Annotated in this window: 21 protein-coding genes; 7 read left to right on the top strand and 14 right to left on the bottom strand. The window is 53.6% G+C overall.

Annotation, left to right across the window (positions count from 1 at the left end; genetic code table 11):
* Positions 1 to 923: 923 nt before the first annotated feature.
* Positions 924 to 3,116: an alpha-galactosidase gene (locus KJW29_RS35060; RefSeq protein WP_214628135.1), complete on the bottom strand. Its 2,193-nt coding sequence runs from the start codon at positions 3,114 to 3,116 to the stop codon at positions 924 to 926.
* Positions 3,117 to 3,258: 142 nt separating this feature from the next.
* Complete coding sequence (locus tag KJW29_RS35055; RefSeq protein WP_214628134.1) at positions 3,259 to 4,293, bottom strand: LacI family DNA-binding transcriptional regulator; 1,035 nt, start codon at positions 4,291 to 4,293, stop codon at positions 3,259 to 3,261.
* Between the two features lie 216 nt (positions 4,294 to 4,509).
* On the opposite strand from KJW29_RS35055, the gene KJW29_RS35050 reads away from it, so the two are divergent.
* Positions 4,510 to 5,202, top strand: a complete 693-nt coding sequence (locus KJW29_RS35050; RefSeq protein ID WP_214628133.1) for a hypothetical protein — start codon at positions 4,510 to 4,512, stop codon at positions 5,200 to 5,202.
* Between the two features lie 57 nt (positions 5,203 to 5,259).
* Here KJW29_RS35050 and KJW29_RS35045 read toward each other — a convergent pair whose 3' ends face one another.
* The 4 genes from KJW29_RS35045 to KJW29_RS35030 form a co-directional block, all read right to left on the bottom strand.
* Positions 5,260 to 5,901: a hypothetical protein gene (locus KJW29_RS35045; protein ID WP_214628132.1), complete on the bottom strand. Its 642-nt coding sequence runs from the start codon at positions 5,899 to 5,901 to the stop codon at positions 5,260 to 5,262.
* A 115-nt stretch (positions 5,902 to 6,016) separates the two neighbouring features.
* On the bottom strand, positions 6,017 to 7,009 hold the full coding sequence (locus tag KJW29_RS35040; RefSeq protein WP_246608503.1) for a CobW family GTP-binding protein: 993 nt from the start codon (positions 7,007 to 7,009) through the stop codon (positions 6,017 to 6,019).
* Between the two features lie 21 nt (positions 7,010 to 7,030).
* On the bottom strand, positions 7,031 to 8,359 hold the full coding sequence (locus KJW29_RS35035) for an extracellular solute-binding protein (protein WP_214628131.1): 1,329 nt from the start codon (positions 8,357 to 8,359) through the stop codon (positions 7,031 to 7,033).
* A 175-nt stretch (positions 8,360 to 8,534) separates the two neighbouring features.
* A complete protein-coding gene (locus KJW29_RS35030; RefSeq protein WP_214628130.1) occupies positions 8,535 to 8,693 on the bottom strand; it encodes a hypothetical protein in 159 nt (52 codons plus the stop codon).
* A 275-nt stretch (positions 8,694 to 8,968) separates the two neighbouring features.
* On the opposite strand from KJW29_RS35030, the gene KJW29_RS35025 reads away from it, so the two are divergent.
* The 3 genes from KJW29_RS35025 to KJW29_RS35015 all read left to right on the top strand — a co-directional run bounded on the left by KJW29_RS35025 (position 8,969) and on the right by KJW29_RS35015 (position 10,623).
* Positions 8,969 to 9,073 (top strand): YjcZ family sporulation protein, encoded by a 105-nt coding sequence (locus KJW29_RS35025; protein WP_214628129.1) that lies wholly within the window; start codon positions 8,969 to 8,971, stop codon positions 9,071 to 9,073.
* 263 nt (positions 9,074 to 9,336) lie between these two features.
* Complete coding sequence (locus KJW29_RS35020; protein ID WP_246608502.1) at positions 9,337 to 10,260, top strand: proline dehydrogenase family protein; 924 nt, start codon at positions 9,337 to 9,339, stop codon at positions 10,258 to 10,260.
* A gap of 114 nt (positions 10,261 to 10,374) precedes the next feature.
* Positions 10,375 to 10,623 carry an aspartyl-phosphate phosphatase Spo0E family protein gene (locus KJW29_RS35015; RefSeq protein WP_214628127.1) on the top strand — a complete coding sequence of 83 codons (249 nt, stop codon included), beginning with the start codon at positions 10,375 to 10,377 and terminating at the stop codon, positions 10,621 to 10,623.
* 80 nt (positions 10,624 to 10,703) lie between these two features.
* On the opposite strand, the gene KJW29_RS35010 is transcribed toward KJW29_RS35015, so the two are convergent.
* Genes KJW29_RS35010 through KJW29_RS34995 form a run of 4 tightly spaced genes read right to left on the bottom strand, consistent with a single transcriptional unit; the run spans position 10,704 to position 13,085 of the window.
* Positions 10,704 to 10,904: a hypothetical protein gene (locus KJW29_RS35010; RefSeq protein WP_214628126.1), complete on the bottom strand. Its 201-nt coding sequence runs from the start codon at positions 10,902 to 10,904 to the stop codon at positions 10,704 to 10,706.
* A gap of 46 nt (positions 10,905 to 10,950) precedes the next feature.
* On the bottom strand, positions 10,951 to 11,292 hold the full coding sequence (locus tag KJW29_RS35005) for a DUF4870 domain-containing protein (RefSeq protein WP_214628125.1): 342 nt from the start codon (positions 11,290 to 11,292) through the stop codon (positions 10,951 to 10,953).
* A gap of 43 nt (positions 11,293 to 11,335) precedes the next feature.
* Entirely contained in the window at positions 11,336 to 11,830 is a 495-nt protein-coding gene (locus tag KJW29_RS35000) for a hypothetical protein (RefSeq protein WP_214628124.1), read from the bottom strand.
* Between the two features lie 37 nt (positions 11,831 to 11,867).
* Complete coding sequence (locus tag KJW29_RS34995) at positions 11,868 to 13,085, bottom strand: stalk domain-containing protein (RefSeq protein ID WP_214628123.1); 1,218 nt, start codon at positions 13,083 to 13,085, stop codon at positions 11,868 to 11,870.
* 229 nt (positions 13,086 to 13,314) lie between these two features.
* On the opposite strand from KJW29_RS34995, the gene KJW29_RS34990 reads away from it, so the two are divergent.
* Genes KJW29_RS34990 through KJW29_RS34980 form a run of 3 tightly spaced genes read left to right on the top strand, consistent with a single transcriptional unit; the run spans position 13,315 to position 19,798 of the window.
* The gene (locus KJW29_RS34990; protein ID WP_214628122.1) at positions 13,315 to 13,668 is read left to right on the top strand and encodes a zinc ribbon domain-containing protein; all 354 of its coding nucleotides are present in this window, start codon (positions 13,315 to 13,317) and stop codon (positions 13,666 to 13,668) included.
* Positions 13,665 to 17,609, top strand: a complete 3,945-nt coding sequence (locus KJW29_RS34985; protein WP_214628121.1) for a vWA domain-containing protein — start codon at positions 13,665 to 13,667, stop codon at positions 17,607 to 17,609. The genes KJW29_RS34990 and KJW29_RS34985 overlap by 4 nt, the downstream gene beginning before the upstream one ends.
* Positions 17,606 to 19,798 carry a hypothetical protein gene (locus KJW29_RS34980; protein ID WP_214628120.1) on the top strand — a complete coding sequence of 731 codons (2,193 nt, stop codon included), beginning with the start codon at positions 17,606 to 17,608 and terminating at the stop codon, positions 19,796 to 19,798. Before KJW29_RS34985 ends, KJW29_RS34980 begins: the two co-directional genes overlap by 4 nt.
* A gap of 352 nt (positions 19,799 to 20,150) precedes the next feature.
* On the opposite strand, the gene KJW29_RS34975 is transcribed toward KJW29_RS34980, so the two are convergent.
* The 4 genes from KJW29_RS34975 to KJW29_RS34960 form a co-directional block, all read right to left on the bottom strand.
* Entirely contained in the window at positions 20,151 to 20,936 is a 786-nt protein-coding gene (locus tag KJW29_RS34975; RefSeq protein ID WP_214628119.1) for an ABC transporter ATP-binding protein, read from the bottom strand.
* Entirely contained in the window at positions 20,926 to 21,900 is a 975-nt protein-coding gene (locus KJW29_RS34970) for a FecCD family ABC transporter permease (protein ID WP_214628118.1), read from the bottom strand. Before KJW29_RS34970 ends, KJW29_RS34975 begins: the two co-directional genes overlap by 11 nt.
* The gene (gene isdE, locus KJW29_RS34965; protein WP_214628117.1) at positions 21,897 to 22,856 is read right to left on the bottom strand and encodes a heme ABC transporter substrate-binding protein IsdE; all 960 of its coding nucleotides are present in this window, start codon (positions 22,854 to 22,856) and stop codon (positions 21,897 to 21,899) included. The genes KJW29_RS34970 and isdE overlap by 4 nt, the downstream gene beginning before the upstream one ends.
* A 106-nt stretch (positions 22,857 to 22,962) precedes the next feature.
* Positions 22,963 to 24,699: an S-layer homology domain-containing protein gene (locus KJW29_RS34960; RefSeq protein ID WP_214628116.1), complete on the bottom strand. Its 1,737-nt coding sequence runs from the start codon at positions 24,697 to 24,699 to the stop codon at positions 22,963 to 22,965.
* Between the last annotated feature and the right edge of the window lie 24 nt (positions 24,700 to 24,723).

Here is a 24,723-nt window from a genome sequence, read left to right as displayed (position 1 = left end):
TGACGTTACGTCAAGCGCAACCCCTTTGTTTCGGTTTTTTTCGCGCCAATTGACGCCTTGCTTCTCCGCTTCTCTTCACCTGGTAGGTTCGGCATCCCGCGAATTGATTTCTGGCGTTCTCCAACCTCTTCCTTCCCCCTCTAGCCCATTCCCCCTCCACCCCCTCTCTCTAGCCCCTTCCCTTCCCTTCCCTTCCCTTCCCTCCATTCCCTTCCCGCCCAAACCTTTGAACTAGCAGCATTTCCTGTTCTTACGGACATGTGAGACTTTATTCGGCTGAAAGTGGGCATGATGGAATTTTAATGGACAAGATAGCCACTATTTGCACCATTTTGAGTGCAGAGCAGCCTTTCCCTCCCCAATAAGGGCTGTGAGGTCCGTTAGAATCCGATACATGCCATTTTCGATGAAATAGTGCCTTCTCTGTCCGTTAGGCTGGTGCAATCGCGGGTATGGGGGTGGAGCCGGTTGGGTTGGGCCAAGCTGCTATTAAGAGGAAACCCTTCGCCTATCCCCTTCATATTCGTTACTTCGGAGATTTACTTCGGAGATTTAGTGGGAAATGTTCCGTCTATTTACCCTCGCATACGCTACTCTAGAGATTTAGTGGGAAATGTGCCGTTTAATCGCCCCTCTATAGGCACTATGGGCAGGTTTGTGGCCATTTAAACGGAGGATTTCCCTTTATAACCGCCAATCTTCTTGCGAACTTGAAATTAATAGGAGCTTTTCCCGTTCTTCCTCTACATGTAACTTCATGGCACGGGAGTGGGCGAGATTAACATGATTTCGCTCATCGTCCATCAGCACTCAGAATCATGAACCCTCGAAAGTGGGGAATTTGGTGCTTGGTGCTTGGACGCAACAAAAAAAGAGCGAATCGCCCCAGGCGACCCGCTCCTCTCTTACCGCTAACTTGCCTACTATTCGCTTTTCTTGAAATGGTACACCTTGCTCGCAAAATCGCCATGGAATTGCGGCTTCGCAAGACCGGCAAACATCAGCTCGTCGCCGCCGTAGCCGTCTCCCTGGCCTTGCAGCACGTAGTCGGCAGCAGGGTCCAGTCCTTGCAGGCGGAAACGGTCCAGCGGCGGGTTCGCCTCCTGCAGCACGGACACGAATACGACTGCCGCTTCGCTCTTGTCCTTGCTCACGTACATCCAAGCCGTATCATTGCCCTCGAACGGGCTCAACAAACGGTAGAAGTCGCCGAATTGCACTAAGTGGCGGATCTCCTTGTATTTGGCCACCTGCTCCTTCACGAGTTCCTTCTCATCTTCCGTGAATTGCGTCAGGTCGAGCTCGTAGCCGAAGTTGCCGGACAACGCGACGTTGCCGCGCGTGTCGAGCGACGTAATCCGGCCCACCTGGTGGTTCGGCACCGCGGATACGTGAGAGCCCATGGAGCTGATCGGATACACGATGCTTGTGCCGTATTGAATCTTGAGGCGCGATACGGCGTCCGTGTTGTCGCTCGTCCACGTCTGCGGCATGTAATAAAGCATGCCCGGGTCAAAGCGTCCGCCGCCGCCGGAGCAGCTTTCGAACAGCACGTGCGGGAAGCTCGTCGTGATCTTCTCAAGCACGGCGTACAAGCCCAGCATGTAGCGGTGAGCTGTTTCCCGCTGACGGTCCGCAGGCAGCAGTGCAGAACCGATCTCCGTCATGTTGCGGTTCATATCCCACTTCACATATGTGATCGGAGCGCTGGAGAGCGTCGCGGAGATCACTTCGACGATGTAGTCTTGCACGTCCTGTCTCGACATGTCGAGAATGAGCTGCTGGCGGGCTTGCGTCCGTCTGCGGCCTTCCACGTGCAGGCACCAGTCCGGATGCTTGCGGTAGAGCTCGCTGTCAGGAGATACCATCTCCGGCTCGAACCACAGACCGAATTCCATGCCGAGCGAAGTGACTCGACCTACCAGATCCTCAAGACCGTTCGGCAACTTGTTCCGATCCACGAACCAGTCGCCTAGCGAGGAGTTGTCGCTGTCCCGCTTGCCGAACCAGCCGTCGTCCAGCACGAACAGCTCGATGCCGAGCTCTTGGCCGGCACGCGCGATGGCTTCGATTTTGTCCGCATTGAAATTGAAGTACGTCGCTTCCCAGTTGTTGATCAAAATCGGACGGGCCTTGTCGCGGAACGCGCCTCGGCTAAGTCGCGTGCGATACAGCTCGTGATAGCTGCGGGACATGCCGCCCAAGCCTTCGGCCGAAAACACCAGAATCGCCTCGGGCGCTTGGAACGTCTCGCCCGGCTCCAGCAGCCAGCTGAAGTCGAAGCTGTTCAGTCCCGCGAATACGCGCGAAGTATGGAACTGGTCAACCTCTACTCCTGCCGCGAAGCTGCCGCTATAGACAAGGCTGACACCGTACACGTCGCCATGCGTTTCCGTCGATCCCTCCGAGAGCAAAGCGATAAAAGGATTCTGCATATGGCTGCTGGATCCCCGGCGGCTCTCCACCGACTGAAGTCCCAGTACCAGCTTGCGCGTATGAACGTAACGTTCCCGCGACCAGGCTCCGGATAGTTGCAGCAGCTCGAAGCGGTCATGAGGCAGATCGAAGCTGGCGCTGAACGCGCGAAGCAGCTTGACGGCAGCTCCGCTTTCGTTGACTACGCTTGCCGAACGGGCAATCGCGCTGTGGTCCGAGAACGCCGTGTAGGATAGCGTAACGCGAAGACCGGAATTCGCATCGACCAGATCGACGAGAAGCGTTTCGGCTTCGTCGTCGCTCTCGACGTAGACCGCCGGAAGACCCGGCAGCGATGGCTTGCCCTTTACGATCCGATGGGAATCGTACAAAAACTCCGTCACGGTCGTTCCGTCGGCGAGCTGCGCCTGGAACGCCGGCATGCGGAAGTCGGAGCTGCCGTATGTCGGATATTCCTGTGGAAGCGAATCGAGCGACAGCTCCTTTTGCTCCAGATCCGTGCTAGGCGAGAACGATGCGCGTTCTTTCAGCTCAAGCAGCTGGCGCAGACCGGTTCCGCGAACTTTGCGGCCCCAATAGTAGTGAGCCAGGTAACCTTGCTTCGTAACGCCGAGCACATAGCTGGCATCTCCCGATTGCAAATGGAAAATACGGTTGTTTTCATCATAACGAATGGACATTAATGTTCCTCCTCGGTTCTAATCTCTTGTTTTCGGGTAAGTTATGAGAAAACCTCTATCGAGGCTTTTTCGAAGATGTGTGCGACCTTCAGCTTTGCAAAGCAAAGCCGCTTCGGAAGCTTGATGTGGGTTTGAGCTGCGCTTACATGCCGGGCGGCCCGCAGCTCTCCCTGACGATAAACGACGTGTTTACCGTGGCGTGAATGGCCGCCTCGCGGCCCTGGATTCGCTCTAGCAACAGTTGGACCGACGTCCGGCCCATCAGCTCCGTATAGGCGCGAACCGTCGTAAGCGGAGGGCTAAGGTAAGCGGAAATCTCGATGTCGTCAAATCCGATAAGCGACATGTCGTTAGGAACCTCGAGCCCCGCTTCGTGGAGTGCCCGAAGCCCACCCACGGCCATGGGATCGCTTCCCATCAAACAAGCGGTGGGACGCTCATTAAGATCGAGCAGCTTTCTCATACCGGAATAACCGCCGCCCGAGGACCATTCCGTTACGAGGTCGTACTCGCTGCGGTAAAGCCCCCGCTCCGACATAAAAGCCCTGTACCGGTTTCTTCGGGAATCGGTTACCGTCTCGTTCTCCGTCGAGACCGTCAAGCGGTGAACCGTTTCTTCTCCGCCTGCATACGCGATCCGAATATGGCCCAGCGCCTGCAAATAAGACAGCGCCTCCTCCATCGCGGCTTCGAAGTTGAGCTTGACGGAGTCGCTGGAGGGCGGACCTTCGGCGTGATTGACGAATACGATGCGTTCGGGATTGCCGTATAGGGCGAGCACATCCTCCACGTGAAGAGAACCGACGACGATGAGACCATCTAGTCCATGGCAAGGAGCAAGCTCTGTACCGCCTCTGCCTCTCATCACCTTCGCGATGGTAATGCCGAGCTCCTCGCAGCGCAGCTCGATGCCTCGGCGAATGGAGGAAAAGTATGGATCGTCCCGCTCATCCTCCAGCGTCGACCACATCAACAATCCGATCTGCTGCCGGGAAAGATGTTCTTCCTGCTTCAGCTTTCGCAGCCTGGATGGTTTGTAGCCCAGCTCTTCGGCGATTCGGAAGATACGGCCTCTCGTGTCCTCGCTTACGGAAAGCGATAGGTCGTTGTTCAGCACTCTGGATACCGTTGCAGCCGATACGCCGGCTTTCGCAGCAATTTGTTTGATCGTTGCCATCCCACTCGCTCCCGCTTAAATTCGATTTTGATACCAAATTGATATTTAGTTAATAATTTTACTTAATAAATACATCCTAACAAACAACGCGAATTCTGACAAGCGGTCCATTATTTCCGCCGAGCCGCCAAGTCATGCAACCTTTCCGCCAACAGCCCTCGTCTGTAAGTTGTAGTGCAACCTTGTTAATATGATCCAGAAAGCAGGTGCTATAACATGAAAAAAACATGGATTACTTTATGTACGGCCGCCATCCTCGCGATTGGCTTGACGGGCTGCGCGTCCGGGAACGGATCTTCGCAGACTCCGCATCCAACGGAACAATCAGGATCGCCGTCTCCGACCGCAAGCCCGCAGGCGACAACTCCTGCCGACGGAGGGACAAGCGGCCAAGAGAAACAAAGTCCGTTGTTCGCGACGCCGCGGGACGCGGCAGCAGCTATTATTTTGACGCTTAAGGATGCCGACATGGAGACTCTGCAGGCTTACGTCCATCCGCAGAACGGTCTCCTGTTCTCGCCTTATGCCCACATTGACAAGGAGAAAGCGCAGACGTTTCCCGCCTCGGAGCTTCCAACGACGAGTGATGTCAAAAAATATGTATGGGGTTCCTTCGACGGCTCCGGCGAACCGATCGAGCTCACCTTCGGCGACTATTACAAAAAGTTCGTTTATGATGAAGACTTCGTCAATGCCGAGAAGATCGGCTGGGACGAAATTCTGAGCAGCGGCAACACGGAGCCAAACATGAAAGAAACGTTCCCCGGCAGCTACATTGTCGACTATCACTTCAGCGGGTTTGACGAGCAATACGAGGGCATGGATTGGAAAAGCCTGATTCTCGTGCTCGAACAGCATGAGGGAGGCTGGTACTTGAGCGGAATCGTACATTCCCAGTGGACGATCTGAAAAAAGGCATGAAGTCCGGCTCTACCCGGCTTCATGCCTTTTTCTGATGAATAGATTTTATTTGCTCTTTTGGGAATCCTGCAAGCTTTCGACCTTTCCTTTGCCCGCTTCCCCCTGTTTCTCGATACCCTTACCCTCAGATTCTCCATCTTTTTTGTCGGGCTTGGGCATAGCCGTAGGAGCGGCGGTCGGCGCTGTTGTCGGTGCCGGATTCGGCGCCGGAGCGACTGTTGCGGAAGGCACGGGCTCTTTGCGCGTATCCTTGGAGCGGCCCGGCCACTTGCCGCCGTGCGCATTTTTCAGCTCCTTGTGGAGTTGCTCAGCCGTCTTGCCTTCCGTCGCGATGCCTTGCTTCTTGGCAATCTCCTGCAGGCGCTCCAATCGCTTCGCATTATGCTCCGCCTTGAACGCCTCCCATTTCTCGGGATTGATTTTGCGCGCTTCCTTAAGCTCTTGCTTTAGCTGATCCGCGGACTTGCCGTCGGTTTTCAAGCCGAAGTAAGCCGCCATTTCGCGAAGCTTCTCCAGACGGTAAGCCTCGAATTCCTTGCGCGACATCTCGCCGTGACGATGACCCTCTTCGCCTTCCGCATGCTGAGCGAGCAGCGGTCCTTCGACGGCTGCTTCGGAAGTCATGCCATATGCGGAGGACAACAGCAGTGCCGTCGCCAGCGCAACCGATATTTTGCTGAACATCATAATCGTCTCTCACCCTTCTATACCGTATGGATTGGCAGGGACAATCATGCCGTCCCATCTCCGATTATTGTATCCAACCATTACCGCGTATAGACATGATGCGACAAATTATGACTTATCTTCCTTCTTCCAACGTGCGCAGCTTGCCCAGCAGCTCCTCTCTGGAGAAGTGTTCGCCGATGAACACGGCGACATCCAGCACTTCTCCCTGCGGCTCGATCCGGATAAAGTCCGATTCCTTATACGCATATTGGAACAAGAACCGACTGCCGCGCGAGGTGTCCGAGAACGATACGATGCCTTTCGCCCGATAGATGTTATCGGGCAATTCGCCCAGCAGCCGCTCGAACGCCTCGCTGTCGACGGGACCTCGCCAATAATGCGTCAACGCCATTACATGCTGGTGGCTATGTTCATGAACATGAGTCCCCACAGTACCCTCAGGAACACGCGAAGCAGCATCCTGCGAGGTGCCAAACAACAAGTCCCAAGCTTCTGTATCACAGCGGACCGTAGGCAAAATCGGCGCATGGGCGTTCATATCGCGCATCAACTGCTGCGCTTCGACAAGCTCCTCGGGAGCCAGCTTGTCGGCCTTGTTAAGCAGGAGCGCCGTGCCGCAGCGAATCCCGTCGCGCATTAGCTTGAAGGTGCGGCCTTTGCCGTCGCGCCCGCGAGCTAATAGCTGCGGACCGTCCACTACCGCGATAACGGACTTCAGCTCCACCTTCCGGTACATCGCCGCCTCCGTCACACCGTCGAGCAGCTCCATGGGATTGGCGGCTCCCGTTGCTTCGATCACGATGGCATCCGGTCCATGCAGTCCGATCAGACCATCGATCGTAAGCCCCAGATCGCCTCGCATGCTGCAGCAGATACACCCGCTCAGCATCTCCGCCATCGGCACGTCCCTCTCCACCAGTTGGCCGTCCAGATTAATATCGCCTAATTCGTTCATGATGACAGCCGGACGTTTCCCCTCCGACTTCAACCGTTCCAGCAGCCGCGTCAACAGAGTAGTCTTGCCGCTGCCGAGGAATCCCGTCAGCACATAGACCGGTATCGCGCGCATCGCGATTGATTCGCCAGCCTCACTCAGGTTCTCCATAAGCTCTCCTTCTCTCTATGGTTACTCGCTCCGGGCTGGCTCCGCGGATCTGACATGAGCCTCTTGCAAGCTCGCCGCTACCTCCTCCGGCTCGGCCGTTCCCGCGAGCAGCTTTTTAAGCCCTTCATTCAGGACCTCCGCCGTCTCGCTGGACAAATAAACGTCATAAACAGGCGTGAAATCAACGCTGGTCACCAGCTCGTACACCTCCGCGAAGATGGACGACACCTTGTTTCTGTCCAAATCGATTTTGTAGCTTACCAATTGATTGCTCTCAAGCGTCTTACGCTGCGCTTCGGGACCGCTCATCGCGTATATAAGCGCAAGCGCCGCTTCCTTCCGCTCATCCTGTGCCATGCTGCTGAGTCCCATGCCGATGCCCGTGACGCCGGACACGGACCGGCTGTTCCCCAATCCTTCAGGCATGGATGGCAATACGGTTGCGCCGATCCGACGCAGCTCTTCATTCGTCGCATTCGCCGCCATATTCGTCAGCGCCCAGCCTCCGTCGATCATCATCGCCGCTTCTCCGCGCGCGAACAGCAGCTCCATCTCCAGATTATCCATGTTGGCGTAACCTGTTTGGAACGCGCCAGCCTCGGCAAGCTCCTGCATATAGGTTAAGGCATCAACAAATACACGGTCCGTGTACGCTGCTCCTTCTTGAGCTATAGCCTTCATAAACCAATCGGTGCCCGTAACCCGATCCGCAAGCGAGCTAAAGATGCTTGATTGCGCAACCCAGCCCGCCTTGTTGCCTAATGCGATTGGCGCGATGCCTTTGTCGTTAAGCTTGCGGATGACATCCTGCAATTGTTCCCATGTTTGAGGCACGGTCAGCTTCTGCTCCAAAAAGATCGACTTGTTGTAATACAATATCGACGTCGGAGTAAGTCCCATTGGCGCGCTGTATGTATTTCCTCCTTCGGTAAACGCCTCCAGCGAACCCGGCATAAATCCGTCTCTCCATTCCGGATATTCGCCCAGCAGTTCATTGATGGGCTGGATCAGCCCTGCTTGGGCAAAATCGCTGGTCATGGAGCCGCTCCACATCACGAACACATCCGGAAGATTGTCCGCTTTCGCAGCCTCCATAACCTTCGCCCGGTATCCGTCGGATACAAACTTCTCCACCTTTAGCTCGATTTGCGGATTATTTATTTGGAAAGTCTCTATAAGACTCCGCATCGCCAACGAGCGAAGATCGTTCCCATTAAAGTTATGCCATAACGTAATCTGTGTTTTCTCCTCTGCGCCCGCTTCCTTTCCCTCATCATTATTGGTACCGCAAGCAGCTAAAACAGCTAGAAGGATGACCCCTATGCCTACGCTCACGATTGGTTTTCTCAAAATAACTCGTCCCCCCCTTTGTTTCTATTATCCATTATAAAGATATTGTGTCGAAATGTGGAGTCTTTCTCCGCTTTTCGTCGAATCGCACTAACGATCTCCGCAACATGTAAAACCCTCAAGCGAAGGCCGCCTGAGGGTTTTGCACGCTATTTCAGTTAGTGTTCGACAGAGATTAGAAGCAGCAGAGTGTTTTTACGATGATGACCAGAAGGATAAAGAGAACCAGGATGGCTCCGACGTTGTTGAATGCGCCGCCTACATTACCGCAACCTGCGCCTGCGACAGGGTAGTGATGGTTAGCTCCGCCAGAAACGTTTGCTGCATAATTCATGAAGTTTTCAGCTCCTTTAATGTTAAGGTACAGTATCCTATGTATATTTCACCCGATTGTATAGGCGTTTGATAAAATTGTGCGTTTGCACATTTTGCTCCAAAGCCCTCACCTCTCGCGACTCGTCACGGCCTTTGTCCGAGCTCAGCCCCACCCTTGTCCCGCAAAGCGGGCGTTGGCCCAAGTTATATGCCATGGGAACAAATACCCAATCAACGTATACCTCGGGAGCATAACCTACAGAGTATTCAAAACGTAAGGAGGTGCATGTAACAATGTCCGGTTACGTTGGTGGTGCTTATAATAACGTCGGAGCCATCCTGGTTCTCTTCATTCTGCTGGTGATTATCGCTTGCAGCTTTGGTTTCAAATGGTACTAATACCTTCCCATGTCTGAATCGTATCCTCCATGCATGAGGACATGAATCGCAGCAGCCATCCTGGCGAGAGACCCGCACCCCGCGTCGCGGGTCTTTCCTGTTCGTCAGACGGGACAAGTCCTCAGGCGCTAATAGGGCAAGACTCCTGCCGCATATCTTCTATAAGAGGCTGTGCACACGCACTATAGGAAATGTCGTTCACCAGAGGCAGTCAGACAGAGCAGCTGCCTCGAAGCGTTGGACGTCATAAGGGGGAGTCAAAGGTGGCCATCGGCGCGGATTGGTATCGCAAATGTCTCCTGAGTATCGCGGGCAACAAGACGGTCAAAGCAATGACGATCAAATACGGCAAGCGGCTGTCCTCCAGATTTATCGCCGGCCGCCATTTGCATGACGCTCTCGTACAAGTGCAGGCGCTAAACAACATGGGCATTATGGCAACGCTGGATCATCTCGGCGAAGGAGTGACGCTTGCTTCCGAAGCCGCAGGCTATCGCGACGCTTATATCAAGCTGCTGGACGGCATCGCGGAGCAAGGAGCGGACGCCAACGTTTCCCTTAAGCCCACCCAGATGGGGTTGGCGCTTGACGCAGAGGCGTCGCTCGGCAATATCCGGGCAGTTGCGAGGCATGCAGCCGATCTCGGCAACTTCGTTCGGCTCGACATGGAGGATTCGCCTTTTACGGAAGCAACCCTCTCTATCGTAAGCCGTCTTCGCGAGGAAGGGCTGAACAATGTCGGCACGGTCCTTCAGGCTTATCTGTACCGTTCGGCGTTAGACGCGAAGCGCTGCTTAGAGGAAGGCATCCCTCTCAGACTTGTTAAGGGCGCCTACAAGGAAGCGCTTTCCATTGCCTACCAGCGCCACACTGAGATTGCCGAGCAGTTCAAGCGGCTCATTCGGCTCCATTTGGACCACGGCGCCTATGTTGCAATCGCCACCCATGATGATGCCATTATCGGTTATGTCAAGAAATACGCTTCTGAACGGGGGATTCCGACATCGAGGTTTGAATTCCAGATGTTATACGGTTTAAGAATGAAGGAGCAGGCCAAGCTTGCCCGCGAAGGGTATAGAGTACGTTGTTATGTTCCTTACGGCGAAATGTGGTATCCATATTACACGAGGCGCCTGGCAGAAAAACCCGCCAATCTATGGTTAGTTCTGCGCAATCTCGTAAGGTAACAGGATTGTCAAAACTCCGGACCTTCCACTTATAGCCATTAAACGCTATTTGTTGTAAAATAGTGAGAAAACCTCTATCGACCTAGCAATCTATCACGAAGGAGACGAATGTCTATGAATATATGCGAGTGCCGCAATCAAATTGAACAGCTTCGCAAAATCATGGAACTTACGTTCGACAACCACGGATCCTTCACTGCCCCTCCTGTCCTGGAAGCCAGTCAACGTCTTGACGATGCCCTGGTTCACTATCGATTATGTCCTTTTTTCGATTCCTGCAATGAGAGTGGATGCAGGGTAAGTTGGAAGGATGTAGATCAACTGCAGTTGGGCGGCAAACCCGCCAAAAAAATTGCGGGATAATGATTTTGCCGGTTGCAAGCTTTGCCCGAAATTTTGGTTATATATTTGACAGAAGCCTCGCTAACCGCTATGCAAAGCGGTTAGCGAGGCTTCTTAGCGGCCCGACGGCCACTTCTCTCCACGAACGACTGAGCCGCCTTACCTAACAAGTAGCGCATCTGCAGCGGTCTCAGCTCCTCGCTAAGCAGCGCCATGATTCTCTTCTCATCCTCCAGAAGCGTCTCCAGCTCGCCGACCCTCTGTTTGTAGAATATTCTCCTTGCAAATAGAAACCCATACATCTCGAAGCAAGATGCAGGGTTTCTCGAGCTGTAGTTGCTGTCTAACTCACGACTTGAGTATACGGAACCTGCCTAGAATCGGAATCGGCTTGCAGGCTCCTCCGGCCGCGTTTACAATCCCCATAATGGCCAGAATGAACAACGCGAGGTTGCCCAGCGGACCGATCAGCAGCCATCCGACAATCGGAATCAGCGAGCTGATGATATTGACGGCAACCAGGGCCAAAAACAGGATAAGTCCTTGATTGGCATGGTACATGGCGAATTTCGACCCTTTGGCGGCCAGCAACGGGACAAAAAAGAAGATGTATGCCAAAATGGCCATCACTTTGTTATTGGATACATCGGATGCGTCAACCTGCTCGGCATTCGTAGAATTTCCGCTCATTTTCATCTTCCTTTCCTTCCATTCGAATAAATGACGATTATCGTTATTGTTCGGTTTCCGGATTATTGGAATACACCAATGCACCGGTAACCGTCTTGTTGTCCTCCAGATCCCGCTGCAACGTAAAGATGAATCGCTCAGTTCCCTTTTGTGACGAATAATGAATGGAATTATCATCTCCCATTCGACTAACCTCCGAATAGCCGGCTTGTTGCGTATAGTCAACATACAGAGCGACCGCTTCGTCGTACGGCATCTCCGTTTCGATCGTCACCGTGATGGAATCGCTGGCGCTGATCGACGAAGTGACTTCGATTTCATCCGGCAGCGGTACGTCGGAAGGGAAGCCCTCCGGTATGTCCGCTTTACTGGACAGCGTAACATCCTTGCCTTCCCCGGTTGTAATCGTCACCTCTCCCTCCTCCGCTTCCTGGATGGCTTGCTCGATGTTCGAGCATCCCATCGCGAAGACCAAGGCCATCGCCGTCGCTGCCAGCCCTGCCCTTTTCCATGTCGTTGTTGCCGGTTTCTTCTTCATTGCCTCAGTCTCCCTTTGTCATAATCGGAACCCGCCTTTACCAGGTCCATTCTTCTTCCTCTTCGTCTTCGTCGCCCCAAGTCCACTCGCCGGGTTCTTCAACCGGCGGTTTGACGACATTAAGCTTTAATTCAAGCTCCATAACATGAATTTTGCTCGTGATGCTTCTGAAGCCGGCCACAATGGATTCCGCAAAGGGCAAATCCTCGCCCCTCGTGACGATTCTGACGAGCATTTGCTGCGGTTCCTCGCCAGGCGGCGCATAGACGGCGCTGACGCGGTATTGGCCGATCGGAACGTTGTGCACGCCGTAACCATTGTTGTTTCTGCTTCCCTTGCTTACCAATTTGGGTCCGCCGACGGTTCCATCCATCATCGTCCCCACGGGCTCCAGCGTTATCGTCACGTCGTCCCGATCGGGCGGTTCGGCAATGGGGTTGAGCGGATGGATCAAATCCATCATATAGAACAGCACTTCACCGCTTCCGCCCGTGCCGGTAGAACTGTTAAGCTTGACGGTGAAATTGCGGATCGCGCCCGTATTGCCGGCGAACGGGCTGTTATCGTCCGCCGTCAGCTCGACGCTGTGCTCGACGCCCTCATAGACGGTTTTGAAATCGGCATATGCCATGTAAGTCGTGGCCGCCTTCGGCAACGCAATTCTGTAGCGTCCGTTGTCATCCGTCTTGGCCTGCAGGTTGCTGTCATGCAACAGCTGGTTGTCGATCGTAATCCATGCTCCTTTAATGGGAGTGCCCTCAGAATTAACAACCCTTCCCTTTACCACATAGGGCTCGAGGACCGTGTCTTCCTTGGTAATTTCGATGATTGACGTGCCCGACGCATTGTTGTAAGAAACGAAATAGCCGCTGCTCTCCGATACGAACCGTAACGGAATCATCGTGCTCCCGTTAATAATTTGCGCCGGTACGGCGAGCTTGACGCCTTGACCGTTCACCTTTGCCGATTGGCTTCCCATCGTCAGCTCGATTTTTATCCCTGATTTCGTCCCCGATGCCGTTTTCTCTTCTGCGTGCCACTCCACTTTGTAGCCAAGCGTCTCGAACGTCTTGCGGAAGGGCACCAGCGTCGTTCCGTTCCGGATCAGCGGCTGCTGGCCTTCGAACTGCAGAAGCTTGCCTTCGACATAAATCTTTATTTCGCCGGCTTTGGCCGTTGCGGACGTCGCCATGCCGACCAAGAGCACGAGCAAGCAGGACAGCCAGATCATCACCCTCGTCGTTTTTCTCTCCACTTTACCAACTCCTTTCGCCTGATCGAATTCATCGTATACCGCCTCATCCCGTCAGACCAGTTACACGTTGTCACAACCATTGTCATGTCTTCGCCATGATGCGGGTCTTCTGCCCCAGTCGTCATCCTTAAAGCCCGGATAACTGACAAAAACGATGACAACATGTAACTAGGGGCAGCATCGCCATTCTTTTACAATTAGGAACAAGAACCCGAATGGAGGAATGGATATGAGCTTTATGGACAAAGTGAAATCCGGATTTACCGAAGCAGGCAGCAAGGCGAAAATCGTTGTGGAAATTAATAAACTCAAATTGCAAAACAACAATAAGCAGAAGGAGATCGAGCAGCACTACCAGAGCATCGGACGCATGTACTATTTGCAAGCGGTCGGCAGACTTGCGGATGACCCGGGCGCGGATCCTGCCGGCATGGTTGAAAACATCGCGCGGCTGGAGGCCGAAATCGAGGAAAATAACAAAGAAATCAAGACGCTGGCAAATGAAAAGGACTGCGTATGCGGCAAACCCGCACCGTTGGACGCCCGCTTCTGCCCCTCCTGCGGACATACCTTTGAATCATGAAAAGCTGGATCGAAAGCAAACGAAACAAGACCATCCTGCTCCTCTTGATCGCCTCCCTCGTGACGGTTGGCTCCGCAGCCCTATTTATAAAGAATCAGCCGGGCTCCAAGGAAAGGCCTATAGTCTCGCAGAGCTCTCACGTGCCGACCGGACGAGATAAAGCGGAGCCAGCTGTGCCCAAACGAACCCGCTATCCCGTCGGCGACTGGAGCATCGCGATTCCTTATTTAAACCCGTTCGGCTCTCAGTCCAACTATCAATCAACCGAGCATACTCCCAATCAATATCAGGAATTGAAGTATATCAACGAACGGCAGATGGAGACCTTCCGCATGACGGCGGGAGAGCTCTGGCAGCTGAATGTGCAGTGGAAGGACGATAGCGGCGATCCTTGGGACGACTTGCGGCTGTATATAAACGAGCTTGGCGGTCGCGCCTACATGGGATCCGCGGAAGACAGTCTCGTGGTTACGGCGGATGATGCCGAGGGGAGCACATGGTGGGGCATCGCCTCCAAAGGCGGCGACGGCTACCAATTCAAGGTGTTCAAGGAGCTTCGCCTGCGGCACGGTTTGCCCGCCGGATTCAAGACATCGGATTATCCCGGCGGCGAAATCTATTTCATGACGAATAACGAGAACCACAAATATCAAAGCTTAAGGGCCGAGCTTAACGATGGCGGAGTCCGCCTCCATGCCAAAGGTTTGTACTCGCAGGGAAAAAATCGGCGGGATCTCTCTTACAACCAAGAGCTCAACGCCGTTAAAAGCACGCATTATACGCTTAACGATATTCCGCAGGATCCATCCGCGCCTTTGTTCTGGAAAGCAACCTGGAGCCCGGATTCGGATCCGCGCGAGCTTGTTCTCTCGGTAGACGAGACCGAGGACATCACTCCGTTCCGGGACGGCGAACGACTGGGATCGCTTAAGGTAACAGGAGGAATGGCCGGTCATCTCAAGGTAGAGGCGCCTCCGGGGGTCGTCGTGAGCCATCCGGAGCTTCATCTCCATGGCGACCGTACGCCGGAAGGCGATACGCTCTTCTGGCTTCCTCCCGGCTACTGGAACGTCGCCCTCGAGCAGGAAACCGGACCGCCCATGCATACAAGACTTGTGCCTGTCAGCGCGGGCGAGATGACGGTGCTGGAAATGAAGCCGCTCATTCGCAACGCCTACCGGAACGACGGTATCGGGAAATCCGACGGCGCGGAAAGCGGGCTGCAGATTGAAGAAGCCGCGGAACAAGGCGAGCAAGCCCGCATTACGTTTATGCTGCTCGACTCCGAGCAACCCGGATTTGCGCCCAACCCTCCCGATATCGATATATCGGAGGGCGGCCGGCCAGGCAAGCTGCTGGAGCTCAGCCGGATAAAGACGCCTCCGAGCGTCGTGCTGGCGCTGGATTCCTCCGGCTCCATGGCAAAGTCGATGAGCCATGTGCTGGCATCCGCCCGCTCCTTCGTCGAAGGACTGCCGGAGGATACTCATGTTCAAGTGATTGATTTTGACACGCAGGTTCGGGTCATCGAAGGCACAAGCAAGAAGGAAGCGCTGGCGGGACTGTCTTCGGTCAAGGCACAAGGAAATACCAGGCTGTATGATTCCGTCATTGAAGCGTTAGGCCAGTTGAAGGATAAGACGCGGCCGTCCCTGGTCCTGTTCACGGATGGCGTGGATAGCAATGCCGAGAAGGCTGGAACCGGCAGCGCCTCGAGCAGAAGCGAGGTCGAGCAGGCTGCGCGCGATGCAGGAGTGCCGGTCTATGCCATCGGCTTCGGCCCTGACCATGACAATGCCACGCTGCTGGAGCTCGCGGCCATGTCTGGAGGCACGTATTACTCCGCGCAGGACGCGGCCGCGCTGGACCACGTGTTCGCCGCGATTAACGAGCGGCTCGGCAACCGCTTCGAAGTCGTCTACGAACGGCCCAAGGAGCAAGCCGCCTCCGACGTTCCCGTTATCGCGATGACCCTTGACGTCAGCGGCTCCATGGATGCCGATCCCGCTTCGGGGAACGGCGCGTACCGCATCGATAAAGTAAAACATCTGTTCCACGACTTTATCGCGGAGCTGCCCGAACGCAGCTTGATGCAGCTGCTCAGCTTCTCGACCGAGCTGCGGTTCGATCAAGGCTTCACCTCCCGCAAGGCCGAGCTGCTGCAGGCGCTTGGCAATCTAAAGGCCGTTGGCGGTACGGACATACTGAATTCCGTCTTCGCGACCTATCAGTCGCTTAAAAGCATTCCTTCGGAGAAACGCGTTATCGTCTACGTAACGGACGCCGCGCTGGATGTCGATGAGGAGCAAAAAAGTTTCTTTGAAACAACGCTTGCGGCGATCAAACAGGAAGGCATTGGGGTGCTGTGGGTAGGTTTGGGCACAGAGGATAGCGAAGAAGCCTTTAAATGGGCCGCCGAGAAATCCGGAGGCCAATACGTCATTTCCGAGGACCCGGCAGTATTGACGAAAGCCATCCAAGAGGCGCTTGCGCAAGTGCAGAAGCGGACGACGGGGCAAATTCCGCTTACCCTCACGGTTAAAAGCGGGAAAACTGACAGCTCAGCACGGCTGTATACGGACGACAAGCTGGTGGATTTCCCCATGCTGCGGGACGCCGGCAACAAGGTGGAATTCCAAACCATCGGTCTCGAGACAGGTCTCCCCGTCGCGCAATATGGGCAAGCTGCTGCTTCGCTTGTCTATGGACGCGATCTGCCGGGCGAGGACGTGCAGATCCGCAAACGGATCTCGCTAAACGCTAAAGGCAAAAACAAGTCCGTGGAATGGAAAGCCAGCGAGCTCTATTTGCTTAACAGGCTCAAGGGCGTCTCCGCTCCGCATGGCCGTACCTTCGCGGCGATCGAGATGGAGCTGACGGGCATGCATGAAGGCGGAGCGGCCTATCAAATACCGGACTTCGCTTCGCATTTCTTTATGCGAATCAACGACTCGGGTTCCTATCCGGCTTCGACGGCCACCTGGCTGACGGAGCAGCCGCTGTCCCCGCCGGGAGACGGCAGCATAACCGTCAAGGCCGGCGAAGCCGTTAAGGGATTGCTCGTATTCCTCGTACCGGACGAGGAGATGGAACGGGCTTCCCTCCATTATTACGACACCGGTTATGGGCATATTTCGCTCGCCTTGATCGGTGAGCTTCCGAAGGAAGACCCCGAAGCCTGGAACAGCATGCCCAAGAGCGCCATCGGCAAGCTGTCGGATACGTTTCAGCTATCCTTGCAATCCGTAGGCGAATCGAGCCGGATCGGCAATGTGGCCATAACGCGAGGCACCAGCATGTTTAAACTCGTCGAGACCGAGCTGAAGTCGCTTGTCAACGCCGATCTGAAGCTGGATCCGCGGCAACGCTTTTATTGGCGCGTCGCCACCGCCGCCGGTCCCTTCCTCCTGCCGGTCCATACGGCGACGGCCCTTTTGCCTCATGGCTTGCTGCGGCCCGCGACCTTCGCTCCCGGCTCCGCGAACACGGCCGTGCTGGCCTTCCAGACGCCGAATGCGCTGGGCACGATGCCGTCGGACTTGTATGTCGACCTCTTCGGCGGCGCAACCGTGCTTCCGATTAGCTCGGGAACAACGGAAATTCCGCATTCGGAGAGAAGAGTCGATGCCGGGGGCAAAGGCGTATCGCTGACCGTCAATGCGCTGTCCCGGATGCAAGCACTGGAGTCCGGCAGCGGCAACTATGTCGTAGCCGACGTGACGTTGACCGATGAAAGCGACGGCTTCGGCTCAACCGGCTTTCGCGAGACGTTTAAGCTTGTCCCCGTTCAGCCCCCGCGGGATAGCGATGTGTCGGAGCTCGCTCCGGATCCGCTCACCGACGGCCTGCTGCTGGGCATGGATGCCGATTGGTCCGTATTCGACGGGGCTGAGCGGCGCGGACTGCTCTTTTCTCCCTCCCCCATAACGGGAAGGAGTTGAAGTGGAACCTGCAATCCGAACTGTTCCCCGGCTTGAACATGGAAGTCGGCGACGATGTCTATAAGGAGGAAGGCCTGCTCGTCGTTCGGATCGAGCCGGAGCTCGAAGATACGTTCGATTTGCAGCTATCCGCGGCGCTTGCCGAAGTTCTCAGCCGTCATCGGGCACGGGAGGCGGCAGGTCAAGGGGAAGGCAAGGCGCGGACCGTCGACTTTAATGAAAAAGAAAGGCGCAGAGAAGCCGTCCCGGCTCCTATGCCCGCCGTGCACGGCTTGATGGCTATCGAATCCGTAAAGCAATGGGCCGATTTCGAGCAGCTTCTGGGCAGTTTGCGATGGCTGCCCTCAACCGATCCCCATGGCGTCTATCGCCACTCCCCGGAAGCTGTCATCGCTCAAGGTTGGGGGACGGAAGGCGATCTGGCTAGCTTGGCGGGCGGATTGCTTTCGCAGATTGGCTACAGCCCCTCGCTTGGCATGGTCCAGCTGACGGAACGCGGCAGGGATTCGCTTCGAGAGCTGGGCTCCGTGGATGCGGCAACTTTGAAATATTTGCCCGCATGGACGTATCAGGACGAGCAAGGAGCTAACAAAATTTTTGTCGTTCCGTTCATGAAAGAGCTGTCGGAGCTCGGCGGTCTTGCCTTCTTCCCCGGCGGCCAGGAGCAAAGGGGGATGACGTCCGCACAAGCAACGATCAGCGTTTACTTCCAGGTGGAGGCAAAAGCCGACTCGGGATTGGGCGCGATTGCCGGAGATATCGGAGGCGCGCTTGGGGGAGGCGACGGCGGCGACGGGGGGCCCGACATCCAGGATATTCGCGTCCTGCAAAATTCGCTTGATTTGGATTCATTGGGGCAGGAAGCCTTGGATATCCGCGCAGGAGGAGCCAACGGCAATTATACGGCCGTGCTGGAGAACGGGATGATGCAAATCGTCGGCAATCGCATGATAGATGCGGAGGAAAATAAAATCGTCGGCGTTAGGATTGAAGTTCAACTGCCGCAGAAAAAGCTGATGCATGAAACAAAGCTGCGTGATGGCGAAGAAATTACCGATGTGTTCCATACGGTCGCCGTTAATCTGCCGGATTTGTCCGCCGCAGCGGCCGCTACGCTGCAAAAAGCCGCCGACCGCGCTTATAGCGCAGTCAAGAAGCCGGATGATCATTCTGCCCTTTCCTGGTATACCCGCAACATCCTCTATCGGTTTGTCGCGAACCAGACTGCGTACGAATCCGAACTCGCGGAGATGCTGGACGTAACCGTGGGACGGGTGGGCAAGGAGCGGGTCATCTTCGTTACCGTCAGGAACGATGGACCGGGATCGACCTTAAAAACGAGCGTCGATCTGCAGCAATCCGCCAATCTGATTCACCGGGGGTCGGAGGAAGCCTCGCGCGCCTTCCATCTCATGAGCGGCGTGTTCGCGTCTCGGCTCGAAGGCGCCGTCCTGCCTGGCAATGGTACCGACTTTATGGATATATGGATGGAAAGCCCTGAAGATACGTTGCTGCTTCTCAGTCTGGCCGGCACGAGAACCGGGGACCTGAAGCGGATGGAAGAGCAAGGGTACCCCGAGACGCTGATTGAGCGGGCCCGAACCTCCACCGCTGCCATGCTGATTCCGAATGCGCCGACGGTTATGCAAGGGGAAAAGCGCTGGGCTTGGCTGGAGATCGATCCCGCGACTTACGAGACGATATCCGTCACGGATACGGGCGAACACGGAAGCTTCGCGGAATTTCTGATCTCGATGGAGCCCGTATCGCCGACGGGCGACGACTACCTTGCCTTTATGGCAGGCTCTTTTATCGGCGTCAGCACCTCCGTCTGGAGCGTCAGTTCGTTTGCGCTGATGCTGGATGATTACGAAGACATCATTAACGCGGCCAAAGCCTACACGTACGGATTGGGCGAAGTGCTGAGCGGCATGATGGACAACAAGGACTTGCCGAAGCTGGAATACAGTATCAGCCCGATTAAGCTGAAACTTATCGACAAGGAATTCGATTATTTGGCCAAACGCTTCGATGAGATCAAGATGGGCAAAAAAGGCGGACTAGGCGGAGATGTCGTGGGCTTCGCGCTCGGCTTCAAGAGCGGCGCCGCCTATTACTTCAAACAAGCCGAAGCGGCGATCAAGAAGCCCGCCGTAAAGAATGGGCCTCCAAGCGGGGGCGGTCGCTAGGTGATTCAAAAACCTTGGCATCATCATCGCGCAAATTGGCTCCATTGCGACCCATTAGTGTCTTTCCCGACCGTTAGATTTTGTTTGAAGTTAAAATCGGACAAATAGCGTCGCTGGTGTCTGTTAGAATTTTTTGAGCTCCTCATACAGTCGGATTTTTTCAAGAAAAGGACCTCATCCACTTTACAGTGGAATTCGAGGTCCTTTCACTATAAAGCGGGACGTTCCAATATCATGCGAGCACTTTCTAGACAAGGCCGAGTCGCTCGAATTGCTCAGGCGGCGCGTCGTTCTCACGCATCAGTCTCGACTTAAGCCGAATCAGTCTCGACATAAGCCGGATTCGAATAGTCTACCTGGAGGTCAACTTCGAGGCAACCGGAATAACATAAAACCCGGCCTCAGCATCCTCTCGAATGACAGCCTGAACATCATAGACCCGCAGCATTAATTCACGGGTCATAATATGCTTCGGCTCGCCTTCAGCCACGATTTGGCCTTCCTTCATCACCTTTAATTCATCGCTGTATCGCACCGCTTGATTGACATCATGAAGCACCATCACGATCGTTAAGCCCAATTGTTCGTTAAGGCTGCGAACCAGCTCCAACAGCTCGATCTGATAATAAACATCCAAATAAGTCGTCGGCTCATCAAGAAACAATAGATTCGTTTTTTGGGCAAGCGCCATGGCAATCCATGCACGCTGCTTTTGCCCGCCGGACAGTTCAATCAGTTTTTTCGACTTTAATGAAGTTAATCCCGTACACGCCATCGCCCATTCGACCGCTTCGGTATCTTCCTTGCTGTCAAACGAGAACATATGGCGATAGGGCAAACGTCCAAACTCTACCAATTTCTCCACCGTCAAATCAAACGGAGCTTCATTCTGTTGATGGACAACCGCTAATTGCCGAGCCAGTTCCTTTTGCGTAAACTGCTGCAAATCACGACCTTTTACGATCACTTGACCCGCCGTTGGAGCCAAATTTTTGGCCAGAAGACTAAGCAGCGTCGACTTCCCGCTGCCATTGGGTCCAAGAATCGTCGTTACTTTCCCTGCGGATATCGTTGTAGAGAGGCTGCGTATAATCGCTCCGCTGTTTTTATAATGAAATTGGAGCTGCTTAATGTCCATGGACGCGATCCCCCTTTAACAGCATAAAAATCAAGAACGGACCGCCGATCATCATCATGATGACCGATGCAGGAATTTCAATGGGAGCAATAAGAGTACGCCCCGCCGTATCAGCAAATAAAATAAGCAAGGCCCCTCCAACTGCGCTAAACGGAATTAATAGTTTATGATCGGAGCCTACGAATTGCCTGGCTATATGGGGGACAAGCAAGCCTACGAATACAATCAGCCCGCCAACGGCTGTAGCCGCAGATGCAAGCATGACGGCAATCAAGGAGATGACGATTCGGGCGCGCATAACATTCAAACCTAAATTGCTTGCCGTACGATCCTGAAGCGCAAGCATATTGCACCACGTCGATAAAAAGAAGGATAAAATCAGAGTGATTCCGCCATAAAGCAAGATCATTTCGACGTCCTGCCAGGTTTTCATATGGAAGGTGGAGCTTGTGATCCGACTCGTCGCGCTTGATCCGCCAAACGACCCGAGAACATGGTTAAAGCCGGTAAACGCAGCATTAATGGCTACGCCGACCAAGATAAGCCGCAAAGGCTGCAGACCTGATTTCCATGAAAATAGATAAACCAAAAAGCAGGCAAGCAAACCTCCCATAACGGCAAACAGCGGAATATAAAAAAATAAGGCGGGAAAAACCGCCGTTACGAGCAAGCCGGCAAAGCCGGCTCCCGCCGAAATGCCAATGACTCCGGCATCCGCGAGCGGGTTGCGCATAACGGATTGCAGCAGAACACCGGATACGGCCAAGGCTGCACCGCATAACATCGCAACAAAAACACGAGGCAGCCTAAGGTCGCGGATCACGTCAACCTGCGGATGATTACCCCATAATAAACCAGATACAAGCTCGCCTAAACCTACCTTGATACTGCCCGCCATCATCGAATACAGCGCCACAGCAGCAAGCAGGCAAAGGGCTGCCAATAAGGATACCCACTTTTTCATGACAGTCTCCTTTTGTTTGGATAAAGCATATCCGCCAATGCCTCCAGGGCTTCTTCAACGGCCATGTTGCCAGTCGTTCCGAATAGATCCTCAGGCAAGTCATACACTCGGTCATTTTGTACCGCTTTAAAGTGCTTCCAAATATCATTGGTTCGGAATTCCTCATCGAACATTTTAATAACCTCGTCAGGCATCCCATGTGCAGCGCGCAAAATAATATCCGCATTGCCTTGATACAAATATTCGGTGTTGGCGGAGATAAATTCTACATCCGATTGTTCCACCACATTTATGCCTCCCAGCTGCTTCACAAGATCTCCAATATAGCTATTGGCTGTGCCGACCAAATAAGAGCCGGGTACGCCCATTAAAATCATGACGGTAGGCGGTTCTCCGGTTGCTCTTTGCTTGAGCTCGGCAATTTTGCCATCATAATTCGTAATTAACGTTTCGGCAAGCTCCGTTCGATTAAACTGCTCTCCCAGGCTGCGAATCTCCTCTTTCATGCTTTGCAGATTGGTAAAATCCAGAAAATCGGCTTTCACCTTGGCCGCCTCAAAACCATCCTTTAAATCATCCTCTAGCGTACTAACCGATAATACATGTGTTGGCAGCAAGGAACGAACGAGCTCCATATCGGGGCTCATTGGATTGCCGATCTCCGTTACTCCTTTAAAACGACCAGGCAATTTTTTATAGGTAGTCGGAATGCCAACGGCATCCAGATCAAGCGCATCCAAAATTTCCGTTATCGCGACAGTTGTGGATACGATTCGATATTCGGTATCGGCTTCTGTCGAAGGCTTGCTCCCGTTTGAAGCTTCATCATCTACGATAGTCTTGTTTCCCTTTGCATCGGAACTTATTTGTGCTTCTGTGCCACAGGCAGCCAGTAATAAAACACAAGCACAAACAAAGCTTATTAACTTCAACGGCGTCCATATCCTTGCCGGCATCTTAACCCTCCTAAAAACAGATAGAAGGACACTCCCTATAACATCGTTATAAGGAGGTCCTTATCATTTGTTAATACATCATTAACTTTACTTGACGACGCGAACCCTAAAGAGCTAGAGCACGAAGGATAATAGCAGCCGCTTGAGCACGAGATGCGTCGGCGCCAGGAGCAAAAGTATTGTTGCCGACTCCTTCAATCAGACCTTTTTCTACCGCCACGGCAACATATGGTTTTGCATAGGCAGGAATCGCATCGGAATCCGCAAAAGTCAGCTCCGGAGCGTTTTCCGTGCTTAGCTTCAGAGCTTTTACAAGAATAACTGCAGCTTCTGCGCGGCTAACCGTATCTTGCGGAGCAAACGTATGGTCGGCATAACCTGTAATCACTCCTGCAGCTACCGCTCTCTTAACAAAGTCGGAAGCCCAAGCTGCGATCTTATCATTGTCGGCAAAAGCTAACTCCTTTTCCGTGGCAGGAATATTTAAGCTTGTAACGACAAGCTTGGTGAACTCTGCGCGAGTCATCGCTTTGCCTGGGGCAAACTGGCCGTTTTCGTAGCCGTTTACGATGCCTTGAGCGTAAAGCCTGGCGATATCGTTTTGTGCCCAATGCTTCTCAGTGTCGGCAAATACATTGACATTGCCAATTGCTTGCAGAAGCGCATCCGTTGCAGACTGAATTTTGGCAGCCGTGTTCAAATAAGTAGCCGCTTGGTTAGCCGCAGTAATTGCAGCTTTAAGCTCATCGGTTTGTTCGACAGCCGCTTCCGCTAAAGCTACAGCCGCTTTCGCTTTGCTCAATTCGGCATCTTTATTCTGATTGACAACGATGGAAATCGTGTGCGATTGCGGCTCTTCGAATACCCCAGGCACAAAGTAGCTTGCACTTGCGGATAAAGTCGCGGCCAGATCCGACACTTCAAAATCAAACGTAACGAAGGTAACTTCCTCGGAGCCCTGACGACCTTGAACCGTCGTCACATATTCAGCTACTTTGGCGCCTTCCTTTTCTTCTACCCATACTTTGACATCGTATTTTTGCATGACATCTAGTCTCAAAAAGCTTTTCCCGTCTTTTTGATAAGACTTTGGATTAGCCAAATAGGCCGCCATAGAAGAAAGTTTGCTCGGATCCGAATCATTGACATAATAAACAAAAGCATTCGTCGGATTTTCTTGCGTTGCCTTGGTCAGATCAGCCAAAGCGGCTTCTAAATCCGCTTTGGGCGTCAGTAAGCTATTCGCTTTTTTAGCGTTAGATAGAGCTGCAGTCAAAGCTTCTGCCTTCGGCTCAGCTGCGTCTGCAGTTGCAATTGCCGCACTCAACCCTTTTACAGCTTCACTGCTATCATTATTGATGACCACATAAAGGTCATGCGATTGCGGCTCGGTGAAATAGTCCGGAACCATGTAAGTGGTATTCGCTTTAATAACCTCTGTAAAGCTATCTACTACATAATCAAATGTAAAGTATGTAACTTCTTGCGCACCATTGCGACCTTGCACGGTTGTCGTGTATTCGCCTACTTTAGCGCCTTCCTTGCCCGCAACGGTTAATTTCACATCATAGACTTGTTGAACATCAACGCGCAAGTAATTCACGCCGTCTTTAGAATAAGTGCTTGGCTTTGCCAGAAAAGAAGCAACCGAGGAGATTTTAGTCGTATCTTCATAATTAACAAAATAGACGATCGACTCTTGAGTCTCCTCTTTAGCTGAAGTTACGACTGCCGAACCTGTTGTAACCGCACTGCTTTCCGCCGCTACTACGGTAGGGATTGTACCTACTAACATTACTGCTGCAATAAATGCCGCAAATCTTTTAACTGCTTTTGAATTCATTTTCCATTCATCCTTTCGACTGCG

The sequence above is a fragment of the Paenibacillus agaridevorans genome (assembly GCF_018604145.1).
Classification (GTDB): Bacteria; Bacillota; Bacilli; order Paenibacillales; family Paenibacillaceae; genus Pristimantibacillus; species Pristimantibacillus agaridevorans.
This window is presented reverse-complemented; position numbering and strand designations above follow the sequence as displayed.

Excerpts from the sequence above, each read along its gene's own strand:
- KJW29_RS35060 (WP_214628135.1), bottom strand. The coding sequence starts at position 3,116 with ATGTCCATTCGTTATGATGAAAACAACCGTATTTTCCATTTGCAATCG.
- KJW29_RS35055 (WP_214628134.1), bottom strand. The coding sequence starts at position 4,293 with ATGGCAACGATCAAACAAATTGCTGCGAAAGCCGGCGTATCGGCTGCA.
- KJW29_RS35050 (WP_214628133.1), top strand. The coding sequence starts at position 4,510 with ATGAAAAAAACATGGATTACTTTATGTACGGCCGCCATCCTCGCGATT.
- KJW29_RS35045 (WP_214628132.1), bottom strand. The coding sequence starts at position 5,901 with ATGATGTTCAGCAAAATATCGGTTGCGCTGGCGACGGCACTGCTGTTG.
- KJW29_RS35040 (WP_246608503.1), bottom strand. The coding sequence starts at position 7,009 with ATGGAGAACCTGAGTGAGGCTGGCGAATCAATCGCGATGCGCGCGATA.
- KJW29_RS35030 (WP_214628130.1), bottom strand. The coding sequence starts at position 8,693 with ATGAATTATGCAGCAAACGTTTCTGGCGGAGCTAACCATCACTACCCT.
- KJW29_RS35025 (WP_214628129.1), top strand. The coding sequence starts at position 8,969 with ATGTCCGGTTACGTTGGTGGTGCTTATAATAACGTCGGAGCCATCCTG.
- KJW29_RS35015 (WP_214628127.1), top strand. The coding sequence starts at position 10,375 with ATGAATATATGCGAGTGCCGCAATCAAATTGAACAGCTTCGCAAAATC.
- KJW29_RS35010 (WP_214628126.1), bottom strand. The coding sequence starts at position 10,904 with ATGTATGGGTTTCTATTTGCAAGGAGAATATTCTACAAACAGAGGGTC.
- KJW29_RS35005 (WP_214628125.1), bottom strand. The coding sequence starts at position 11,292 with ATGAGCGGAAATTCTACGAATGCCGAGCAGGTTGACGCATCCGATGTA.
- KJW29_RS35000 (WP_214628124.1), bottom strand. The coding sequence starts at position 11,830 with ATGAAGAAGAAACCGGCAACAACGACATGGAAAAGGGCAGGGCTGGCA.
- KJW29_RS34990 (WP_214628122.1), top strand. The coding sequence starts at position 13,315 with ATGAGCTTTATGGACAAAGTGAAATCCGGATTTACCGAAGCAGGCAGC.
- KJW29_RS34985 (WP_214628121.1), top strand. The coding sequence starts at position 13,665 with ATGAAAAGCTGGATCGAAAGCAAACGAAACAAGACCATCCTGCTCCTC.
- KJW29_RS34975 (WP_214628119.1), bottom strand. The coding sequence starts at position 20,936 with ATGGACATTAAGCAGCTCCAATTTCATTATAAAAACAGCGGAGCGATT.
- KJW29_RS34970 (WP_214628118.1), bottom strand. The coding sequence starts at position 21,900 with ATGAAAAAGTGGGTATCCTTATTGGCAGCCCTTTGCCTGCTTGCTGCT.
- isdE (WP_214628117.1), bottom strand. The coding sequence starts at position 22,856 with ATGCCGGCAAGGATATGGACGCCGTTGAAGTTAATAAGCTTTGTTTGT.
- KJW29_RS34960 (WP_214628116.1), bottom strand. The coding sequence starts at position 24,699 with ATGAATTCAAAAGCAGTTAAAAGATTTGCGGCATTTATTGCAGCAGTA.